Source organism: Acidovorax sp. KKS102 (assembly GCF_000302535.1).
Taxonomy (GTDB): Bacteria; Pseudomonadota; Gammaproteobacteria; order Burkholderiales; family Burkholderiaceae_C; genus Acidovorax.
The window spans coordinates 2,848,479-2,867,108 of sequence record NC_018708.1 but is presented as its reverse complement, the minus strand read 5'-3'; the positions used below and the strand labels follow the sequence as shown (position 1 = coordinate 2,867,108).

Below are 18,630 nucleotides of genomic sequence, written 5' to 3'. Positions count from 1 at the left end.
TCGGAGCCACTACACATGACCACCATGACACCCCAAACGCACACCCCACGCTGGCAGTTCTGGATCGACCGGGGCGGCACGTTCACCGACATCGTGGCCAAGCGGCCCGATGGCTCCCTGACCACCCACAAGCTGTTGTCCGAGAACCCCGAGCAGTACAAGGATGCCGCCGTGGCGGGCATCCGCCACCTGCTGGGCCTGAAGCCTGGCGAGTCCGTCACGCCCGCGCTGGTGGAGTGCGTGAAGATGGGCACCACGGTGGCCACCAACGCACTGCTGGAGCGCAAGGGCGAGCCCACGCTGCTGGTCACCACACGCGGCTTTCGCGATGCACTGCGCATCGCGTACCAGAACCGCCCGCGCCTGTTTGACCGCCACATCCAGCTGCCCGAGCTGCTCTACACCGAAGTCATCGAGGCCCGCGAACGCATGGGCGCCCATGGTGGCGTGCTGCAGAACCTGGACGAAGCCACTTTGCGCGGTGACCTGCTGGCCGCCTATGGTCGCGGGCTGCGCAGCGTGGCCATTGTGTTCATGCACGGCTACCGCTACACGCAGCACGAGCAGGCGGCCAAGCGCATCGCCCAGGAAGTGGGCTTCACGCAAATCAGCACCTCGCACGAAACCAGCCCCATGATGAAGTTCGTGAGCCGGGGCGATACCACGGTGGTCGATGCCTACCTGTCGCCCATCCTGCGCCGCTACGTGGAGCAGGTGGCCAGCGAGATGCCGGGCGTCAAGCTGTTCTTCATGCAGTCCTCGGGGGGGCTCACCGATGCGGGCACGTTTCAGGGCAAGGACGCGATCCTGTCCGGCCCTGCAGGAGGCATCGTCGGCATGGCGCGCACGGCGGGCCTGGCTGGGCACGAAAAGGTCATCGGCTTCGACATGGGCGGCACCTCCACCGATGTGAGCCACTACGCCGGGGCCTTCGAGCGCGAGTTTGAGACCCACGTGGCGGGCGTGCGCATGCGCGCTCCCATGATGAGCATCCACACGGTGGCGGCGGGCGGTGGCTCGGTGCTGGCCTACGATGGCGCCCGTTTTCGCGTGGGCCCCGAGAGCGCCGGCGCCAACCCCGGCCCCGTGAGCTACCGCCGTGGCGGCCCCCTGGCTGTGACCGATGCGAACGTGATGGTGGGCAAGGTGCAGCCCCGTTATTTCCCCAGCATGTTCGGCCCCGCAGCCAACGAAACGCTGGACGCTGACGCGGTGCGCGCCCGCTTTGAAGAGATTGCGACGCAGACCCAGCGTAAGCCCGAAGAAGTGGCCGAAGGCTTCATCCAGATTGCCGTGCAGCAGATGGCCAACGCCATCAAGAAGATCAGCGTGGCGCGCGGCTATGACGTGACGCGCTACACCCTGCAGTGCTTTGGTGGTGCAGGCGGCCAGCATGCTTGCCTGGTGGCCGATGCGCTGGGCATGTCGCGCGTGTTCGTGCACCCCTTGGCTGGTGTGCTCAGCGCCTACGGCATGGGCCTGGCCGACCAGACCGTGATCCGCGAGCAGGCGGTGGAGATGCCGCTGGCGGCTGAATCTCTGCCCTTGATCGCCGAGCGCCTGGATACGCTGGGCGCTGCCGCGCAGGCCGAGCTGGAGCGCCAGCAGGTCAGCACCAACCCCGTGCAGGTGCGCCACAACGTGCATGTACGCTACGAGGGCACGGATTCGGCCCTGGTCGTGCCGTTTGGCGACATGGCCAGCATCCAGGCAGCCTTTGAGGCCGCCTACCGCCAGCGCTTTGCCTTCCTCATGGCCGGCAAGGGCCTGGTGGTGGAGGCCGTGTCGGTCGAAGCCATGATTGCCGGTGACGCCCCTGCCGAGCCGCGCCTGCCCGTGCACCCACACCGCAAGCACCCGCAGCGCGAGGTGGTCCAGATGTACTCGGGCGGCGCCTGGCACGACGCGGCCCTGGTGGTGCGCGAGGACCTGCACCCCGGCGACGTGATTCCCGGCCCCGCCATCATTGCCGAGAAGAACACCACCACCGTGGTGGAACCCGGCTGGTCTGCACGCCTGACCGACCTGGACCACCTGGTGCTGGACCGCGTGACCGCCCGCAAGGTGCAGTACGCCGCAGGCACCACCGTGGACCCGGTGCTGCTGGAGGTGTTCAACAACCTGTTCATGAACATTGCCGAGCAGATGGGGCTGCAACTGCAGAACACGGCCTACTCGGTGAACATCAAGGAGCGGCTGGACTTCAGCTGCGCGCTGTTCGACGCGGCAGGCAACCTGATCGCCAACGCGCCCCACATGCCCGTGCACCTGGGGTCCATGGGCGAGAGCATCAAGACCGTGATCCGCGAGAACGCGGGCAAGATGCACCCGGGCGACGTGTACATGCTCAACGACCCGTACCACGGTGGCACCCATCTGCCGGACGTGACGGTGATCACCCCGGTGTACGTGGCCGAGGGCAACGAACCCACGTTTTATGTGGGCAGCCGGGGCCACCACGCGGACATTGGCGGCACCACGCCAGGTTCCATGCCTCCGTTCTCCACGCGCATCGACGAGGAGGGCGTGCAGATCAACAACGTGAAGCTGGTGGACCGGGGCATCTTTCTGGAAGAGGAAGTGCGCACCCTGCTGGCCACGGGCGGCGGCACCACGCCATACCCCAGCCGGAACCCGCAGCAGAACCTGGCCGACCTGCGTGCACAGATCGCGGCGAACGAAAAGGGCGTGCAGGAGCTGTCGAAGATGGTAGACCAGTTTGGTCTGGATGTTGTGCAGGCCTACATGCGCCACGTGCAGGACAACGCCGAAGAGTCCGTGCGCCGTGTGATCACGCAGCTCAAGGACGGCAGCTTCACCCTGCCGCTGGACAACGGCGCACAGATCAGCGTGTCGGTCAAGGTCAATGTGGCCGAGCGCAGCGCGGTCATCGACTTTGCAGGCACCAGCCCGCAGCAGATGAACAACTTCAACGCCCCGCGTGCCGTGTGCATGGCGGCCGTGCTGTATGTGTTCCGCACGCTGGTGGACGACGACATCCCGCTCAACGCCGGTTGCCTCAAGCCCCTGCAGGTGATCATTCCGCAAGGCTCCATGCTCAACCCCAACCCGCCGGCCTCGGTGGTGGCGGGCAATGTGGAGACCTCCACCTGCATCACCAACGCGCTGTTTGGCGCATTGGGCGTGATGGCGGGCAGCCAGCCCACCATGAACAACTTCACCTTTGGCAATGCGCAGTACCAGTACTACGAAACCATTGCCGGTGGCAGCGGTGCGGGTGCGGTGCTGGACGCCTCGGGCCGTGCGGTGCGCGGCTTTGACGGCACCAGCGTGGTCCAGACCCACATGACCAACTCGCGCCTCACCGACCCCGAGGTGCTGGAGTTCCGCTTCCCGGTGGTGCTCGACAGCTACGAGATCCAGCGCGGCTCGGGCGGTGCAGGCCGCTGGGCGGGCGGGGACGGTGGCGTGCGGCGCGTGCGTTTCCTGGAGGCGATGACGGCCAGCATCCTGTCCAACGGGCGACTGAACCCCGCCTTTGGCATGGCGGGCGGCCAGCCCGGCAAGCCCGGTGCCAACCGCGTGCTGCGTGCCAACGGCCAGGTGGAGGAGCTGGGCCACATTGGCGCGGCACTGATGGAGCCGGGCGATGTGTTCGAGATCGCCACCCCCGGCGGTGGCGGCTTTGGCGAATGTGTCACGTCCTGACGTGATGGATTGCTGACCCACCCGGCGGGGCCGGTGCTGTGTGCTGCGAGTCAGCGAGGACCCACGGTGCACGGCGCTGGCCACCACCGGCTTCCACCCCCGCACGGTGCGGGATATGAAACAGGAGAACGCTCATGAACTATTTGCCCGCCACTTCCGGGGCGCCTGGCGGCGCCGCCTTCTCCGCCGCACCGGCCGACGCGGAGTTCAGCGGTGCCGTGCCAGACGCCGCTGCCCAGAGCCCAGCTCCTGCCCGGCGTCGCCGGACTCTGAGCGTGGGCCAGAAACTGGCGACCAGCTTTGGCATCCTGGGCTTTGCGGTGGCGCTGCTGGGGGCCACCACCTGGCTCACAGGGCAGGACACAAGCCGCCAGGCCACGTTGCTGACCACGGAGCAACTGCCCATTGAGCGCACCGTGCGTGACTGGAAAACTCAGTCGGTCTATATCGGCCAGATTGCGTTGCGCGCCACGTTGTCGTCCGATGTGTTCCCCTTGGTGGCCGAAATGCGCAACCAGATCGCCGCCGAAGACGCCATGCGCAAGCGCATTGATGAAGCGCTGACCAAGGCATCTTCCAGCGAGAGCGCGAGGCCCCTGTGGGCACAGGCCCAGGCCGAGCGCCAGAAATACGCCGTGTTGCGGGACGCGCTGGTGCAGAACGCCCTCGAAGCCAAGATCATCAGCCAGAAGGAGCTGCAGGAGCACGCCGCCGCGTTGACTCAATACCTGCGGTCCATTGACCAGTTGCTCGCAGCGTCGGAGCAGTCCTCCCTGAACGCGGGCGACAGCATGATTGCCGACGCGTCCCGTGCGCAATGGATCAGCGCCGTGGCGGTGCTGGTGGTGGTGGCGCTGTCGGCGCTGTTTGGCTGGCTGCTGCGGCGCTCCATTGTGTTGCCGCTGCGCCAGGCCTCCGAGGCTGCCGCTGTGGTGGCACGGGGCGACCTCACGGTGCGCATGCAAACCCAGCGCACCGACGAGATCGGCCAGCTGCTCACGGCGCTGGACAAGATGGTCGAGTCACTGCACTACGTGGTGACCGAGGTGCGTGACTCGGGCGAATCCATCCATGTGGCCAGCTCCGAAGTGGCCGCAGGCAACACCGACCTGAGCATGCGCACCGAGCACGCGGCCAGCAACCTGCAGCAGACGGCGGCCAGCATTGCCCAGCTGGCGCAGATGGTGGCCGCCAATGCCGACAGCACGCGCCAGGCCAATGCGCTGGCGCTCAATGCCACCGAGGTGGCCAGCAAGGGGGGCGAAGTGGTCAACCAGGTGGTCAAGACCATGGAAGAGATCAATGCCAGCAGCAAGAAGATCGCCGACATCGTGGGCATCATCGACGGCATTGCGTTCCAGACCAACATCCTCGCGCTCAATGCGGCCGTGGAGGCGGCGCGTGCGGGCGAGCAGGGGCGCGGCTTTGCCGTGGTGGCCAGCGAGGTACGCGGCCTGGCCGGGCGCAGCGCCAATGCGGCGCGCGAAATCAAGGCGCTGATCTCCACCAGCGTAGACAAGGTGAGTGATGGCGCCCGGCTGGTGGTGACCGCAGGTTCCACGATGGGTGACATCGTGCAAAGCGTGGAGCGTGTGACCACGCTGATGTCCGAGATCAACGAGGCCAGCAGCGAGCAGAGCACGCAGATCGGCCAGGTGAGCCAGGCGGTGGACCAGCTCGACCACATGACGCAGCAGAACGCCGCGCTGGTGGAGCAGGGCGCCGCAGCGGCCCAGAGCCTCAAGGACCAGGCCAACCGGCTGGCGGGTGCGATGGGGCGGTTTCAGCTCACGCGCGCAGCCGCATGAGGAGGGGTATTGCGCTGCAGATCGGACTGATTTCTATGAAAAAGGGCCTGCAGTGCAGGCCCTTCAAGCGCAAGGTGCTATGAATTTTGACGGTGCTTACATGCCCGCGTAGTTCGGGCCACCGCCGCCTTCCGGCGTGACCCACACGATGTTCTGCGTGGGGTCCTTGATGTCGCAGGTCTTGCAGTGCACGCAGTTTTGCGCGTTGATCTGCAGGCGCTGGGCATCGCCGCCCTTGGTCGTGTCGGGCACAAACTCGTACACACCCGCCGGGCAGTAGCGTGCCTCGGGGCCGGCGTACTTGGCCAGGTTGATGTTGACCGGCACGCTCGGGTCCTTGAGCGTGAGGTGGGCGGGCTGGTTCTCTTCGTGGTTGGTGTTGCTGATGAACACGCTGGAGAGGCGGTCAAACGTGAGCTTGCCATCGGGCTTGGGGTAGACGATGGGCTTGCACTCGGCCGCAGGCTTCAGGTACGCGTGGTCGGGCTTGTCGCGGTGCAGCGTCCAGGGGATGTGGCCGCGCAGCACGAATTGCTCAAAGCCGTTCATCAGCGTGGCCGTGGTCAGGCCGTACTTGAACCAGTTCTTGAAGTTGCGGTCCTTGTTCAGCTCGGTGTGCAGCCAGCTCTTTTCGAAGGCTTCGGGGTAGGCCGTCAGTTCGTCGTGCTGGCGGCCTGCCACCACGGCGTCATAAGCGGCTTCGGCGGCCAGCATGCCGGTCTTGATGGCGGCGTGGCTGCCCTTGATGCGGCCCACGTTCAGGTAGCCCGCGTTGCAGCCCACCAGTGCGCCGCCCGGGAACACCGTCTTGGGCAGGGCGTTGATGCCGCTGGCGTTGATGGCACGTGCGCCGTAGGACAGGCGCTTGGCCGTGATCTCGCCCTTTTCGTTTTCGAAGTAGTAGCGGACGTTGGGGTGTGTCTTCCAGCGCTGGAATTCCTCGAACGGGCTCAGGTAGGGGTTGGCATAACCCAGGCCGGTGACGAAGCCCAGGGCCACCTTGTTGCCCTCCAGGTGGTACAGGAAGGCGCCGCCGTAGGTGTCGTTCTCCATGGGCCAGCCAGCGGTGTGCATCACAAAGCCGGGCTGGTGCTTCTTGGGGTCAATCTCCCACAGCTCCTTCACGCCGATGCCGAAGCTTTGCGGGTCGCGGTCTTTGTCGAGGTGGAACTTGGCAATCAGCTGCTTGCCCAGGTGGCCGCGTGCGCCTTCGGCAAACACGGTGTACTTGCCCAGCAGCTCCATGCCGAGCTGGAAGTTCTCGGTGGGCTCGCCGTCCTTGCCAATACCCATGTTGCCCGTGGCCACGCCCTTGACGGAGCCGTTGTCGTTGTAGAGCACTTCAGCGGCCGTAAAGCCGGGGAAGATTTCCACACCCAGGGCTTCGGCCTGTTCGCCCAGCCACTTGGTCAGGTTGCCCAGGCTGATGATGTAGTTGCCGTGGTTCTGCGCAAACGGCGGGAGGAACATGTTGGGCACACGGAAGCCCGACTTTTCGCTCAGGAAGATGTAGGCGTCGTCGGTGACGGGCTGGTTCAGCGGAGCGCCGCGTTTTTTCCAGTCGGGGATCAGCTCGGTCAGGGCCTTGGGGTCCATGATGGCGCCCGACAGGATGTGCGCACCGGGCTCGGAGCCTTTTTCCAGCACCACCACCGAGACGTCCTGGCCTTTTTCGGCCGCGAGTTGCTTCAGGCGGATCGCAGTGGCAAGGCCGCCAGGGCCGCCGCCAACGACCACCACGTCGTATTCCATGGATTCGCGGGGGCCGTATTGGGCGAGGATTTCTTCGTTGGTCATGGGCTTCTCGTCGGGCGTTTGATAATGGATTATTTTCTACAGAGCGCCGACCGCGCCCTGTCTGTCTGGCGACTGATTGTATTCACGGAATATAGACAATCGAACGACCGTTCTATTTTGATCAGTAGGGAGACTCTAAATGGCATACAGCATCGACTTGTCCGGCCGCGTGGCCTTCATCACGGGCGCCTCCAGCGGGCTGGGCGCACAGTTTGCCCGCACGCTGGCCCGCGCGGGCGCAGGCGTCGTGTTGGCCAGCCGCCGAGTGGAAAAGCTCAAGGAGTTGCGCGCTCGCATCGAAGGCGAGGGCGGTGACGCCCATGTGATCGAGCTGGACGTGACCGACCACGACTCCATCAAGTCCGCCGTGGCCCATGCCGAGACCGAAATGGGGTCGATTGACATCCTGGTGAACAACTCGGGCGTGAGCACCACGCAGCGCATCCAGGACGTGACGCCCGAGGATTACGACTTCATTTTCGACACCAACGTGAAGGGCGCCTTCTTTGTAGCGCAAGAGGTGGGCAAGCGCATGCTGGCCCGCTCGCGCGGCGCAGCGCCGGGCAGCTTCACGGGCGGGCGCATCATCAACATCGCGTCGATGGCGGGCCTGAAGGTGCTGCCGCAGATCGGCGCCTATTGCATGAGCAAGGCTGCCGTGGTGCAGATGACCCGGGCGATGGCCCTGGAGTGGGGCCGGTTCGGCATCAACGTGAACGCCATTTGCCCCGGCTACATCGACACGGAAATCAACCACCACCACTGGCAGACCGAGCAGGGCAAGAAGCTCATGGACATGCTGCCGCGCAAGCGCGTGGGCCAGCCGCAGGACCTGGACGCGCTGCTGGTCATGCTGGCCAGCGACCAAAGCCATTTTGTGAACGGGGCGGTGATCGCTGCCGATGACGGCTTCGCGGTCTGATCCCCGGGGTACGGGCGGGTATGAAGATCGAAATCCCTGAGGTCAAGAAGCTGGTCTTTGAAATGCGGTTCCCGGTGCGCTGGGGCGACATGGATGCAATGGGCCATGTCAACAACACCGTGTACTTCCGCTACCTCGAAACCGCGCGCATCGAGTGGATGGTGTCGGTGGGCTGCAACCCCGACCCGCGCGGGCAGGGGCCGGTCATCGTCAATGCGTTCTGCAACTTTTACAAGCAGCTCGAATACCCGGCGGACGTGCTGCTCAAGCTTTACGTGAGCGACCCGGGCCGCACCACGTTCGAGACCTGGGGCACGATGGAACGCGTGGCCCAGCCGGGCGTGATCTGTGCGGCGGGCGGTGCCACGACGATCTGGGTGGATTTTCCGCAGCAGAAGGCGGCACCGCTGCCGGACTGGATGCGGGCGCTGGTGACGGCGGGTTGATCCGCTGGCCGGCCCCGTGTCTCGGGTGGGGGTGTCTAGCACCTATTTTGAGATGGCGGTTTCAACAACGAAGTGCACGTTGCCAAAAGGTAGGCCCAGACAAGTAAGTGAAGATGACTTGTGTGACCTGCCAGTCAACCCAAGTGCACCATGAACTACACCCATCTGAGCCAAAGCGAACGTTACCAAATCCAATGCCTGCGCGACGTGGGGCTGTCGATCACACAGACAGCCCTGCGCCTGGGGCGCCACCGCAGCACCATTGCCCGCGAGATCCGGCGCAACAGCGACGCCAGCACAGCCTACCAAGCCCACAACGCCCATCAACAGGCTCTCTCGCGCCAAAGCGGCCAGACCAACGCTCAGCGCTTTGACGGTGCCCAGTGGGAGCTGGTGCTGTCGTATCTGCAGCTGGACCTGTCGCCTCAGCAGGCAGCCGCCCGCCTGGGGCTGGAAAGGCGCCTGCGCATCAGCCACACCTGCATCTACAACCGGCTGCGCCGCATGGGACAAGCTGCACCGCGCCTGCGTTGCGGCCATTGCCGGCGCAAGGCACACAGGGTGCGGGGCAACTGCGCGATCGCGTGGGTATCGCACAGCGCCCCGCCATCGTGGACAAGCGAGCGCGCCTGGGGGATTGGGAGGGCGACACCATCGTCTCGGGTGCGGGTGGGCTGGCAGGGCTGGTGACCCTGACCGAGCGGCGCTCGCGCTACACACTGGCGCAGCGTGTGCAGCGGCGCCAGGCCGAGCCGGTGGGCCAGGCCATCATCGAAATGCTCAGGCCCCATCCCAAGCGCCGCCACACCCTGACGCTGGACAACGGCAAGGAGTTCGCCGATCACAGGTGGGTACATAGGCGTCTAAAGACGAAGGTGTACTTTGCTGACCCGCACAGCCCCTGGCAGCGAGGACTCAACGAGAACCACAATGGGCTGCTACGCCACTACTTCCCCAAGGGCAGCGATCTGGGCAAGGCCAGCGAGCAAGAGGTGCTCCAAGCCGTGTACCGGCTCAACCACCGACCCCGCAGATGCTTGGGCTGGAAGACTCCGCATGAGGTGTTCCACGGCTACAAAGTGACCCCACTTACACTGGGGACTGGTGCACTTCGTTGTTGAAACCGCCGATCAATTTGGCCACTAGCGCAGGTATCTCATGCCTGAAGTGCTATTAAAAACATAGTGTTCGCGCTGGTGAGGCTTGGTGTGCGGCCGATGTGCAACCCCCTCCCTCTGGACCGTGGTGCGCGCCAGGACCCGAAAGCCTGCCGGGCGGCATGAATAGCGCCCGCCGGGTACCCTTGTTCAATTTGTTACCTGTTAGGATGGTTCGGGGGATAACAGAAGAAAACGAATAGAGCGGGGAGGGAAATGCCCCCCTGCACCGACGTGCCGTTTTGTGCTTTCTGAGAATGAACTTATCCATCCAAGCAAGCGCAGCTGCCAGCAGCATCCACAAGGTGACAAATCTGGTCATCGCGTCGGTTCTTTTGATGGTGGGCCTGTACGCCTTTGACGAGTGGGGCCAGGTCAAGGAGCGCGAAGAGCAGCACATGCAGTCCAACCTGATGTTGCTCACGCGGACGCTGGACACTTTTTTTCTTTCCAAACGCGCTGGTATGTTCAGCCTGGCGGATGCCATTGCCATCTCGCCCGATGGCCTCGACAACTTGGCGCGGGTACAGCAGATGTTGGTGGACTACCGCAAGCACCGCCCCGAAGTCAGCCAAGCCTTTGTGAGCGACTTGAGCGGTCAGTTACTGGCCTCATCCCACACCACAAGCCTGCGTGATCTGCCCAGCATGGCGAGTCAGCCCAGCTTTCAAGACGTTGTGCGTGTTGCTCGGGACCTGCGCGACGTCTACCTCGGGAGACCCCAGAGAGACATGCTGGGCCCGGGCTGGGTTTTCACGCTCAGTTATGTGCTGCGGGACACGCAGGGCCAGCCTCGGGCCGTGTTGACGGATGTGTTCCCGGTCGATTTTCTGGAGTCGCTCTGGAAAGACGCCCCGCTGGTGCAGCAGCTCACGGTGGGTGTGCTGCGCGATGATGGCTACCTGATGACGCGCTACCCCGTGCCTGTCTCGGTCACCAAGGAAGAGGTCTATGGCACGCGCCGTGATGGGGCACTCGTCCGGTATCTGACCGCCCAGAAGTTCCCTGTGCAAGGGCGGGTCGAAGGGCCCAACGCACTGCTGAATGGACAGAACTTCATCAACCTGTTCCATCGGCTCGACCAGTTGCCTGCGACAGTCTTTGTGGCACAGCCGGAGAACCGGTTCTTTCGGGTCTGGGGTCGGAGCATTGACACACCGCTGGCCTTGACCGTGCTGCTGCTCGCCTTCATCAAGTTCGTGTCGCTGCGCCTGGCCCGCCGCGAAAAAGAAAACGAGGACCAACGGCAGGTGGTGGAGCAGGTGCTTCGCGACAGTGAAATCGAGCAGCGGTCCCTCATTGACAACCTGATGACGGGCCTCGTCATCCACGATGCAACGGGTGCCGTGGTCCGGTGCAACGCCGAGGCCAGCAACCTCCTGGGACTCAGCTTTGAGCAGATGACTGGTAAACAGCTGATCGATCCGGCCTGGTCCTTCCTGAACGAGGAAGGCCAGACCATGCCGGTGTCTGACTACCCCGCCTCGCGCGTGGTTGCCACCCGCGAACCAGTCAACGGCATCGTGGTGGGCATTGTTCGCTCCAAAGATGCCGACATCTGCTGGGTGCTGTGCCGTGCCGACCCCTGGTTCACGCCGGTGGGAGCGCTCGACAAGATCGTGGTGACCTTTGTCGACATCACCATGCGGCGCAAGCTGACGTCGCAGCTGCAGGACCGCGAACTCAAGTTCCAGGCGTTGTTTGACAACAGCATGGACGCTGTGCTGCTCACCTCGCCCGATGGCACCGTGCTGGCCGTGAATCGGGCGGCGTGCCGCCTGTTTGGCTTGAGCGAGGCGCAAATCATTGCCCGGGGACGCGCGGGGCTGGCCGACCCCACCGACCCCCGGCTGCACGAGCTGCTCGGGCGGCGCGAGCAGATGGGGCAGGCGGCCGGCCTGTTGACCATGGTCCGGGGCGATGGCAGCCGATTCACGGCCGAGATCAGCTCCAGCATCTACGGAGACAGCGAGGGCCGCCAATACAGCAGCATGATCGTTCGCGACATGACGGAGCGCCTGCGCAGCCAGGCCGAGTTGGAGGCCGCCAACGCGCAGATGCGCCGTATCAACGAGCAACTGGCCGAGGTGGCGCACTTTGACATGCTGACGCACCTGCCCAACCGCGTGCTGCTGGCCGACCGGCTGCAGCAGGCCATGGCGCACTGCGTGCGGCGCCAAAAGTCGCTGGCGGTGGCCTTTCTGGACCTGGACGGCTTCAAGGACATCAACGACCGCTATGGCCACGCGGCGGGTGACGAGTTTCTGGTGGCGATTGCCAAGCGCCTGCGGTTGGCACTGCGCGATGGCGACACGCTGGCGCGCATTGGCGGGGACGAGTTTGTGGCCGTCATGTCCGACCTGTCGACCGAGCACGACTGCGAACCCCTGCTGCTGCGGCTGCTGCAGGTGGCCGCAGAGCCGTTGCAGGTGGGCGGCAACTCCTTGCAAGTCTCCGCCAGCATCGGCGTCACCATCTACCCGCAAGACGGCTCCAGCTCGGAGCAGCTCATCCGGCATGCGGACCAAGCCATGTACCTGGCCAAGCAGGCGGGCAAAAACCGGTTCCACCTGTTCGATGTGGCCAGCGATGCCGCCATCCGCATCAAGCGCGAAAGCCTGGACCAGATTGCCGCTGCCATTGCGCAGCACCAGCTGGTGCTGTACTACCAGCCCCAGGTCAACATGCAGACGGGCGAGGTGGTGGGCATGGAGGCGCTGGTCCGCTGGTTGCATCCCGAACGGGGCCTGCTCGCGCCCGGCCAGTTCCTGCCGGTGATTGAAGACCATGACCTGGCCATTGCGATTGGTGAGCGGGTGCTGGACCTGGCCTTGTCGCAGATGGCGCAGTGGTTGGCGGCGGGGCTGCACCTGCCGGTCAGCGTCAATGTGTTCTCCCGGCAGCTGCAGCAGGATGACTTTGTGCACAAGCTGCGCCAGGCACTGGCCGCTCACCCCACGGTGCCTTCGTCGGCGCTGGAGCTGGAGATCGTGGAGACCAGCGCGCTGCAGGACATGGCCCAGGTGTCCGGCCTGATGCACGCATGTGCCGAGCTGGGCGTGCGTTTTGCGCTGGACGATTTCGGGACGGGCTACTCGTCGCTGACCTACCTGAAAAAGCTGCCCGCGGAGCTGCTCAAGATCGACCAGAGTTTTGTGCGCGACATGCTCGATGACCGGGATGATTTGGCGATCGTTCAGGGCGTGGTCGGCCTGTCCAAGGCCTTCAATCGCAAGGTGATTGCCGAGGGTGTAGATACCGTGGCTCACGGCCGCAAGCTGCTGGCCATGGGCTGCGTGCTGGGCCAGGGGTATGGCATTGCACGGCCCATGCCTGCGCAGCAGGTGCCGGGCTGGCTGGACCAGTGGCGGGCGCAGCAGCCCTGGGTGCCTCAGGAAGACGTTGGCTTGCCTGCCTGATGCCTTCGGCGGAGATAGCGAGGAAGGGGGCGGCGCCATCTGCGGCGACCGAGAGGCAAGGAATACCGTCAACCAGGCGGCAGGGCTACGCAATGCGCCATGGGCATGCCCTGTGCCTCGGAGGCACCCAGCAAGAGCAGGCGCTGCAGCTCTGGCAGATAGCGAATGGCCGTCTGCGGGGCGCTGTAGCCGTTGCTGTTGTTCAGGCGCTCCTGCATGCGCAGTGCCAGACGGCTGGGCAGGTGTTCGATGCTGAGCGTGCGCACGCCGGTGTAGAAGGTGGTGTCGATGGTGCCTTCGGTGCCGAAAAAGCCGCCACCCACGCGCGCGGCGCGGCGACGGCCCTCGAAGGCTGTGGCGATGCGCAGCTTTCCGTCGCGGCTGGTGCAGCTCCCTTCAAAGGCTGCAGCGCATTCCATGGGCAGGGGGTTTTGCTGCACCAAGACGGCCTGCACGGCGGGTGTTCGCAGCAGCGCTGGGGGCACGGGCTCCAGGCGCGCGCAAGCCGCCGTGGGCACCACCTGCCACGCCGTGGCGCCGGGCGAGTCGGGGATTTGCAGGCGCGACCCCGCCACGCCGGCGCCCAGGTAGTACGTGGGCGCCGCCCCGGCGTTGGACTCTTCGCGGAAGAGGGCGGAGGACCGCAGCGGCGACAGTGCGCCCGCAGGCACAGCCACCGGCAACGGGTGAATGGGCAGCGTGCCTTCTGGCGGCCCAAACCCCGCAGCCTGCACTGCGGGGGCGGCCAGCACACAGAGCCAGATCGTTGCTGCGGCGCGCATGGTGGGTATCAGGCCGCAGGCTTGGCCTTGGGCACACGGCCCATCAGATAGAACTCGGGGTTGGGCTGCATACCGGCAAAGCTGGCCATGCGGTTGGACAGGCCAAAGAACGCCGTGATGGCCGCGATGTCCCAGATGTCCTCGTCATCGAACCCATGCGGGTGCAGGGCCTCGAAATCGGTGTCGTCGATCTCGTGGGCGTTCTGGCACACCTTCATGGCGAAGTCGAGCATGGCCCGCTCCCGGGGGCTGATGTCTGCCTTGCGGTAGTTCACTGCCACCTGGTCGGCGATGAGCGGCTTTTTTTCGTAGATGCGCAGGATTGCGCCATGCGCCACCACGCAATACAGGCACTGATTGGCGGCGCTGGTGGTGGTGACGATCATCTCGCGCTCGCCCTTGGTCAGGCTGCCTTCCTCCTTGAGCATGAGCGCATCGTGGTACGCAAAGAAGGCGCGCCATTCTGCCGGGCGGCGGGCAAACGCGAGGAACACGTTGGGGATGAACCCGGCCTTCTCCTGCACTTCAAGAATCCGCGCGCGGATGTCCTCGGGCAGGGTGTTCAGGTCGGGGAAGGGGTAGCGGCTCACGGTGGTCTCCTGGGTTTTTGTAGGGGTGGATAACGAACGCAAGTATCAGGGATGCCACTGGGTCGCCCGCACGGGGGCATGGGCCGGCGCGGCCGAGCTGCCGGCCAGCGCATAGGACAACTGCGTTGCCGCAGCGATCACGGTGTGCGCCAGCGCTTCGAGCTTTTCAGCAGGCAAACGCGAGGCCGGGCCTGAGATGCACACCGAGCCCATGAGCCGCCAGTGCATGCCAAACACCGGCGCCGACACGGTGGCCACGCCCTGTTCGCGTTCACCAATCGACCAGTGGTAGCCCTTCTTGCGGATCTCTTCATAGGCTTTGCCCGGCTCGCCCGAAAACGCCAGGATCACGCGGCCCGGCGAACCCTTGTCCAGCGGCAGTCCTTCGCCTATGCGGGCGTGGTGGCGCAGCGCCTGGGGACCTTCCACGCGCACGAGGCAGGTGCGCACATTGCCTTCACGCACGTAAAACGCAGCGCTTTCGCCCGTGGCAAGGGTCAGCTCACGCAGCGCGGGCTCCAGCACGTTCTGCACGTCAAAGCCCGCCTGGTAGCGCGCACCCAGCCAGCCGGCGGCCGGGCCCAGGCGCCAGTCGCCGTCTTCGCGCTGCACCATGAAGCCGGATTGCGCCAGTGTGCGGGCCAGGCGCAGTACGGTGGTCTTGTGAAGGCTGCAGCGGCGGCTCAGCTCTGCCAGGGACAGGCTGGATTCGCCCAGCGCAAAGGCCTCCAGCACCTGCAGGGCACGCGTTACGGCGATCACGCCACCGGTGTCCTTGGTCGCCGCATCGGTCGGCGCGTCTGCGCTTTCATCGGCCCCAGCAGTGGTGGCATTCGGTTTGGCTGCCTTGCGCGGGGCAGGGCGCGCTGGCGAAGAGGATGGGTTGCTCATGGCGCAATTCGTTTCATTGTTTGCAACTGCATTGTATGGGTTGAAACGCGTGCGTACATTCGCACACCACGGCGCCGGGCCCGAACAGGCCTTAGCAGACCGGTGTGACGAACCACCATAACGGAGACAAATCCATGCTCGCTTTTTCATCGCTTTCACGTTCTTTGAGCGCGCGCCTGTGCGCCGCTTTCCTGGGCCTCGCCGCCATGGGCGTGCCCCACGGCGCAGTGCAGGCGCAAACTGCCTACCCCGCCAAGCCCATCCGCCTGATTGTTCCGTTCCCACCCGGTGGCGGTACGGACATGATCGCCCGCGCTGTGGCGCAGAAGGTGGCCGACCAGAACAAGTGGAACGTGATCGTGGACAACCGTCCCGGCGCCGGCGGCAATCTCGGTGTGGACGCCGTGGCCAAGTCCGACCCCGACGGCTACACCCTGGTGATGGGGCAGACCAGCAACCTCGCCATCAACCCCACGCTGTACAAGAAGCTGCCCTACGACCCGCTCAAGGACCTGGCACCCGTGGCGCTGGTGTCCTCCTCGCCCATCGTGATGGCCGTGCCGGTCAACTCGCGTTTCAAGACCTTTGCCGACGTGGTGGCTGCGTCCAAGGGCAAGCCTGATGCCTTGACGCTGGGCTATTCGGGCAACGGCACCGTAGCCCATCTGGCTGGTGAAATGGCCGAGAACGCTGCTGGCATCCAGCTGCGCCACATCCCGTACAAGGGCGCAGCCCAGGCCATGACGGACCTGATGGGCGGGCAGATCGATCTGTACATGTCATCCGTGCCCACACTGCTGGGCCATGTGCGCAATGGCAAGCTCAAGGTCATTGCCATCACCTCGGCCCAGCGCTCCGCGCAACTGCCCGATGTGCCCACGCTGGCCGAGTCCGGGTTCAAGGGCTTTGAGGCTGTGACCTGGTTCGGTGTGCTGGCCCCGGCGGGCACGCCCGCAGCCATCGTGGCGCAGCTCAACAAGGCCATCAACCAGGCCCTCAAGCAGCCGGACGTGGCCGACAAGCTGCGCTCTGAAGGCGGCGAAATCCTGGGTGGCACGTCCGAGCAGTTTTCGGCCCTGCTGCGCACCGAAGTGCCCCGCTGGTCCAAGATCGTGAAGGACTCGGGCGCCAGCCTGGACTGATAGCGCCGCGCCACGCTCATCCCCGCTGACAGCCTATCGCCATGACCCGCGATTGCCTTGCCACGCCCGTACCGTTTTCCTTGGGAACGGCGGCGCCCCGCACCGCACTGCCAGCGGGGGCCTGCGACTGCCATGTGCATGTGTACGACCAGCGCTTTCCCTCTGCGCCCGGCGCCAGGTTGTTGCCGCCCGATGCGTCGGCCAGCGACTACCGCGCGCTGCAGCAGCGCCTGGGGACCGAGCGCACGGTGCTGGTCACGCCATCCACCTACGGTGCGGACAACCGCTGCATGTTGCAGGGCCTGGCTGTGTTGGGCGAGCAGGCCCGGGGTGTGGCCGTGATCGATGGCAGCGAGAGCGTTGCCCAACTGCAAGCCCTGCACGACGCGGGCGTGCGCGGCGTGCGGCTGAACCTGTCGCTGGGCGTCACCGGCTCGGTGGACTCTATCTTGCCCCTGGCCCGGCGCATTGCGCCCTGGGGCTGGCATCTGCAATTGCTGATGGCACCCGATGTGCTGGCCAGTCTTGGCGGCGTACTGCGCAACGTGCCCGTGCCCCTGGTGTTCGACCACCTGGGCCGCATCGCCCCCGCGCAGGCGGGGCAGCACCCCGCCCATGCGTTGCTGCTGCAACTGCTGGGCGAGGGCCGGGCCTGGGTCAAGCTCTCGGGCGGCTACATCGTCAGTGCCACCCATGCGGTGGACGACCCCGCGCTCGACGCGCTGGCCGCCAGCTACCTGCGTGCTGCACCAGAGCGCGTGCTGTGGGGCAGCGACTGGCCCCATGCCACTGCCAGCGCTGGCCTGCACCCCGTGCCGGACGACGCATTGCAAATCGACACCCTGGCGCGCTGGTGCGATCAGGCCGGTGCGGATGCCCTGCGCCGCGTGCTGGTCACGAACCCTGCCGCGCTCTATGGCTTCTCGCCGGTCTCGACTTCTTCATCCCCACCCCTGTCTGAGGGCCTTGCACCATGACCTCTTTGGTATCTCCCCTATCTACGCACGGCGCACAGCGCCGCCACCTGTTGACCACCCTGGCCCTTGCGGGCGCTGGTGTGGGGACGGGGCTGCCCGCCTGGGCGCAAAACGATTGGCCTGCGGGCAAGCTCATCACCTGGGTGGTGCCTTACCCCGCCGGTGGCAGCACCGATGTGCTGGGCCGCAACATCGCCCTCAAGCTGGGCGCGGCCCTGTCCACCAACGTCATCGTGGACAACAAGGCCGGGGCGACGGGCACCATCGGTGCAGCCTATGTGGCCAAGGCGGCGCCCGACGGGCTCACGCTGCTGGGTACGTCCATCGGCCCGCAGGCGATTGCGCCGCACCTCATGGCCAAGCTGCCCTACGACCACATCACGGCGTTTGAGCCCGTCATCACCGTGGGCACCATCCCGCACATCCTGGTGGTGGGCGCGAACCAGCCGTTCAAGACGGTGGCCGATCTGCTGGCCGCGGCCAAGGCCCAGCCCGGCAAGCTGGCGTTTGCCTCGGGCGGCAACGGCACCATCTTGCACATGCAGGGCGAGCTGCTGGCGCAGCAAACCGGCGCGCGCTTCATCCATGTGCCCTACAAGGGCGACACCCCCGCGCTGCAAGACACGCTGGCCGAGCAGGTGCAGTTCATGTTTGCTCCCGCAGCCGCTGCCCTGCCGCATGTGCAGTCGGGCAAGTTGCGCGCCCTGGCTGTCACGTCGGCCCAGCGCCTCAAGGCCCTGCCTGCCGTGCCAACCATGGGCGAAGCGGGGATCAAGGACTTTGTGGTGGAGCAGTGGCAGGCCGTGTTTGCGCCTGCCAAGACACCTGCTGTCATCGTGCAGCGCCTGAACCGCGAAATTGCCGCCGCGCTGAAAGACCCCGCCCTTGTGGCTCTGGCCGACAAGCTGGGCGCGGCGCTGGTGGGTGGCTCGCCCCAGCAGCTGGGCGACCTGCAAAAGGCTGACTCCGCCAAGTGGGCCAAGGTGATCAAAGAAGGCGGCATCAAAGCCGACTGACCACCGCAGTTCTC

Annotated in this window: 14 protein-coding genes; 10 read left to right on the top strand and 4 right to left on the bottom strand. The window is 65.4% G+C overall.

The window, feature by feature from the left end:
• Positions 1-15 precede the first annotated feature (15 nt).
• Together C380_RS13115 and C380_RS13110 are read left to right on the top strand one after the other, a co-directional pair.
• A complete protein-coding gene (locus tag C380_RS13115) occupies positions 16-3,669 on the top strand; it encodes a hydantoinase B/oxoprolinase family protein (RefSeq protein WP_015014338.1) in 3,654 nt (1,217 codons plus the stop codon).
• Between the two features lie 134 nt (positions 3,670-3,803).
• Positions 3,804-5,477 carry a methyl-accepting chemotaxis protein gene (locus C380_RS13110; protein ID WP_015014337.1) on the top strand — a complete coding sequence of 558 codons (1,674 nt, stop codon included), beginning with the start codon at positions 3,804-3,806 and terminating at the stop codon, positions 5,475-5,477.
• Between the two features lie 96 nt (positions 5,478-5,573).
• Here C380_RS13110 and C380_RS13105 read toward each other — a convergent pair whose 3' ends face one another.
• Entirely contained in the window at positions 5,574-7,274 is a 1,701-nt protein-coding gene (locus C380_RS13105; RefSeq protein WP_015014336.1) for an electron transfer flavoprotein-ubiquinone oxidoreductase, read from the bottom strand.
• Positions 7,275-7,413: 139 nt separating this feature from the next.
• On the opposite strand from C380_RS13105, the gene C380_RS13100 reads away from it, so the two are divergent.
• The 5 genes from C380_RS13100 (at position 7,414) to C380_RS24040 (ending at position 13,218) form a co-directional block, all read left to right on the top strand.
• Positions 7,414-8,196, top strand: a complete 783-nt coding sequence (locus C380_RS13100; RefSeq protein ID WP_015014335.1) for an SDR family oxidoreductase — start codon at positions 7,414-7,416, stop codon at positions 8,194-8,196.
• Positions 8,197-8,216: 20 nt separating this feature from the next.
• Entirely contained in the window at positions 8,217-8,642 is a 426-nt protein-coding gene (locus C380_RS13095; RefSeq protein WP_015014334.1) for a thioesterase family protein, read from the top strand.
• A 150-nt stretch (positions 8,643-8,792) separates the two neighbouring features.
• Positions 8,793-9,332 (top strand): helix-turn-helix domain-containing protein, encoded by a 540-nt coding sequence (locus C380_RS25880; RefSeq protein WP_015011973.1) that lies wholly within the window; start codon positions 8,793-8,795, stop codon positions 9,330-9,332.
• Positions 9,227-9,763, top strand: a complete 537-nt coding sequence (locus C380_RS25875; protein ID WP_015014333.1) for an IS30 family transposase — start codon at positions 9,227-9,229, stop codon at positions 9,761-9,763. The genes C380_RS25880 and C380_RS25875 overlap by 106 nt, the downstream gene beginning before the upstream one ends.
• Positions 9,764-10,056: 293 nt before the next feature.
• Entirely contained in the window at positions 10,057-13,218 is a 3,162-nt protein-coding gene (locus tag C380_RS24040) for an EAL domain-containing protein (RefSeq protein ID WP_051022533.1), read from the top strand.
• Between the two features lie 68 nt (positions 13,219-13,286).
• On the opposite strand, the gene C380_RS13080 is transcribed toward C380_RS24040, so the two are convergent.
• Genes C380_RS13080 through C380_RS13070 form a run of 3 tightly spaced genes read right to left on the bottom strand, consistent with a single transcriptional unit; the run spans position 13,287 to position 15,481 of the window.
• Positions 13,287-14,000, bottom strand: a complete 714-nt coding sequence (locus C380_RS13080) for a hypothetical protein (protein WP_015014331.1) — start codon at positions 13,998-14,000, stop codon at positions 13,287-13,289.
• A gap of 8 nt (positions 14,001-14,008) precedes the next feature.
• Positions 14,009-14,590: a peroxidase-related enzyme gene (locus tag C380_RS13075; RefSeq protein WP_015014330.1), complete on the bottom strand. Its 582-nt coding sequence runs from the start codon at positions 14,588-14,590 to the stop codon at positions 14,009-14,011.
• A gap of 45 nt (positions 14,591-14,635) precedes the next feature.
• Positions 14,636-15,481 carry an IclR family transcriptional regulator gene (locus C380_RS13070; RefSeq protein WP_015014329.1) on the bottom strand — a complete coding sequence of 282 codons (846 nt, stop codon included), beginning with the start codon at positions 15,479-15,481 and terminating at the stop codon, positions 14,636-14,638.
• A gap of 134 nt (positions 15,482-15,615) precedes the next feature.
• Here C380_RS13070 and C380_RS13065 point away from each other — a divergent pair, with 134 nt between their 5' ends.
• The 3 genes from C380_RS13065 to C380_RS13055 are packed head-to-tail and all read left to right on the top strand — an operon-like array spanning position 15,616 to position 18,616.
• Positions 15,616-16,623, top strand: coding sequence for a tripartite tricarboxylate transporter substrate binding protein (locus C380_RS13065; protein ID WP_015014328.1), 1,008 nt, complete (start codon positions 15,616-15,618; stop codon positions 16,621-16,623).
• A gap of 41 nt (positions 16,624-16,664) precedes the next feature.
• Positions 16,665-17,600 (top strand): amidohydrolase, encoded by a 936-nt coding sequence (locus C380_RS13060; RefSeq protein WP_015014327.1) that lies wholly within the window; start codon positions 16,665-16,667, stop codon positions 17,598-17,600.
• Positions 17,597-18,616 (top strand): tripartite tricarboxylate transporter substrate binding protein, encoded by a 1,020-nt coding sequence (locus C380_RS13055; protein ID WP_015014326.1) that lies wholly within the window; start codon positions 17,597-17,599, stop codon positions 18,614-18,616. Before C380_RS13060 ends, C380_RS13055 begins: the two co-directional genes overlap by 4 nt.
• Positions 18,617-18,630: the final 14 nt, after the last annotated feature.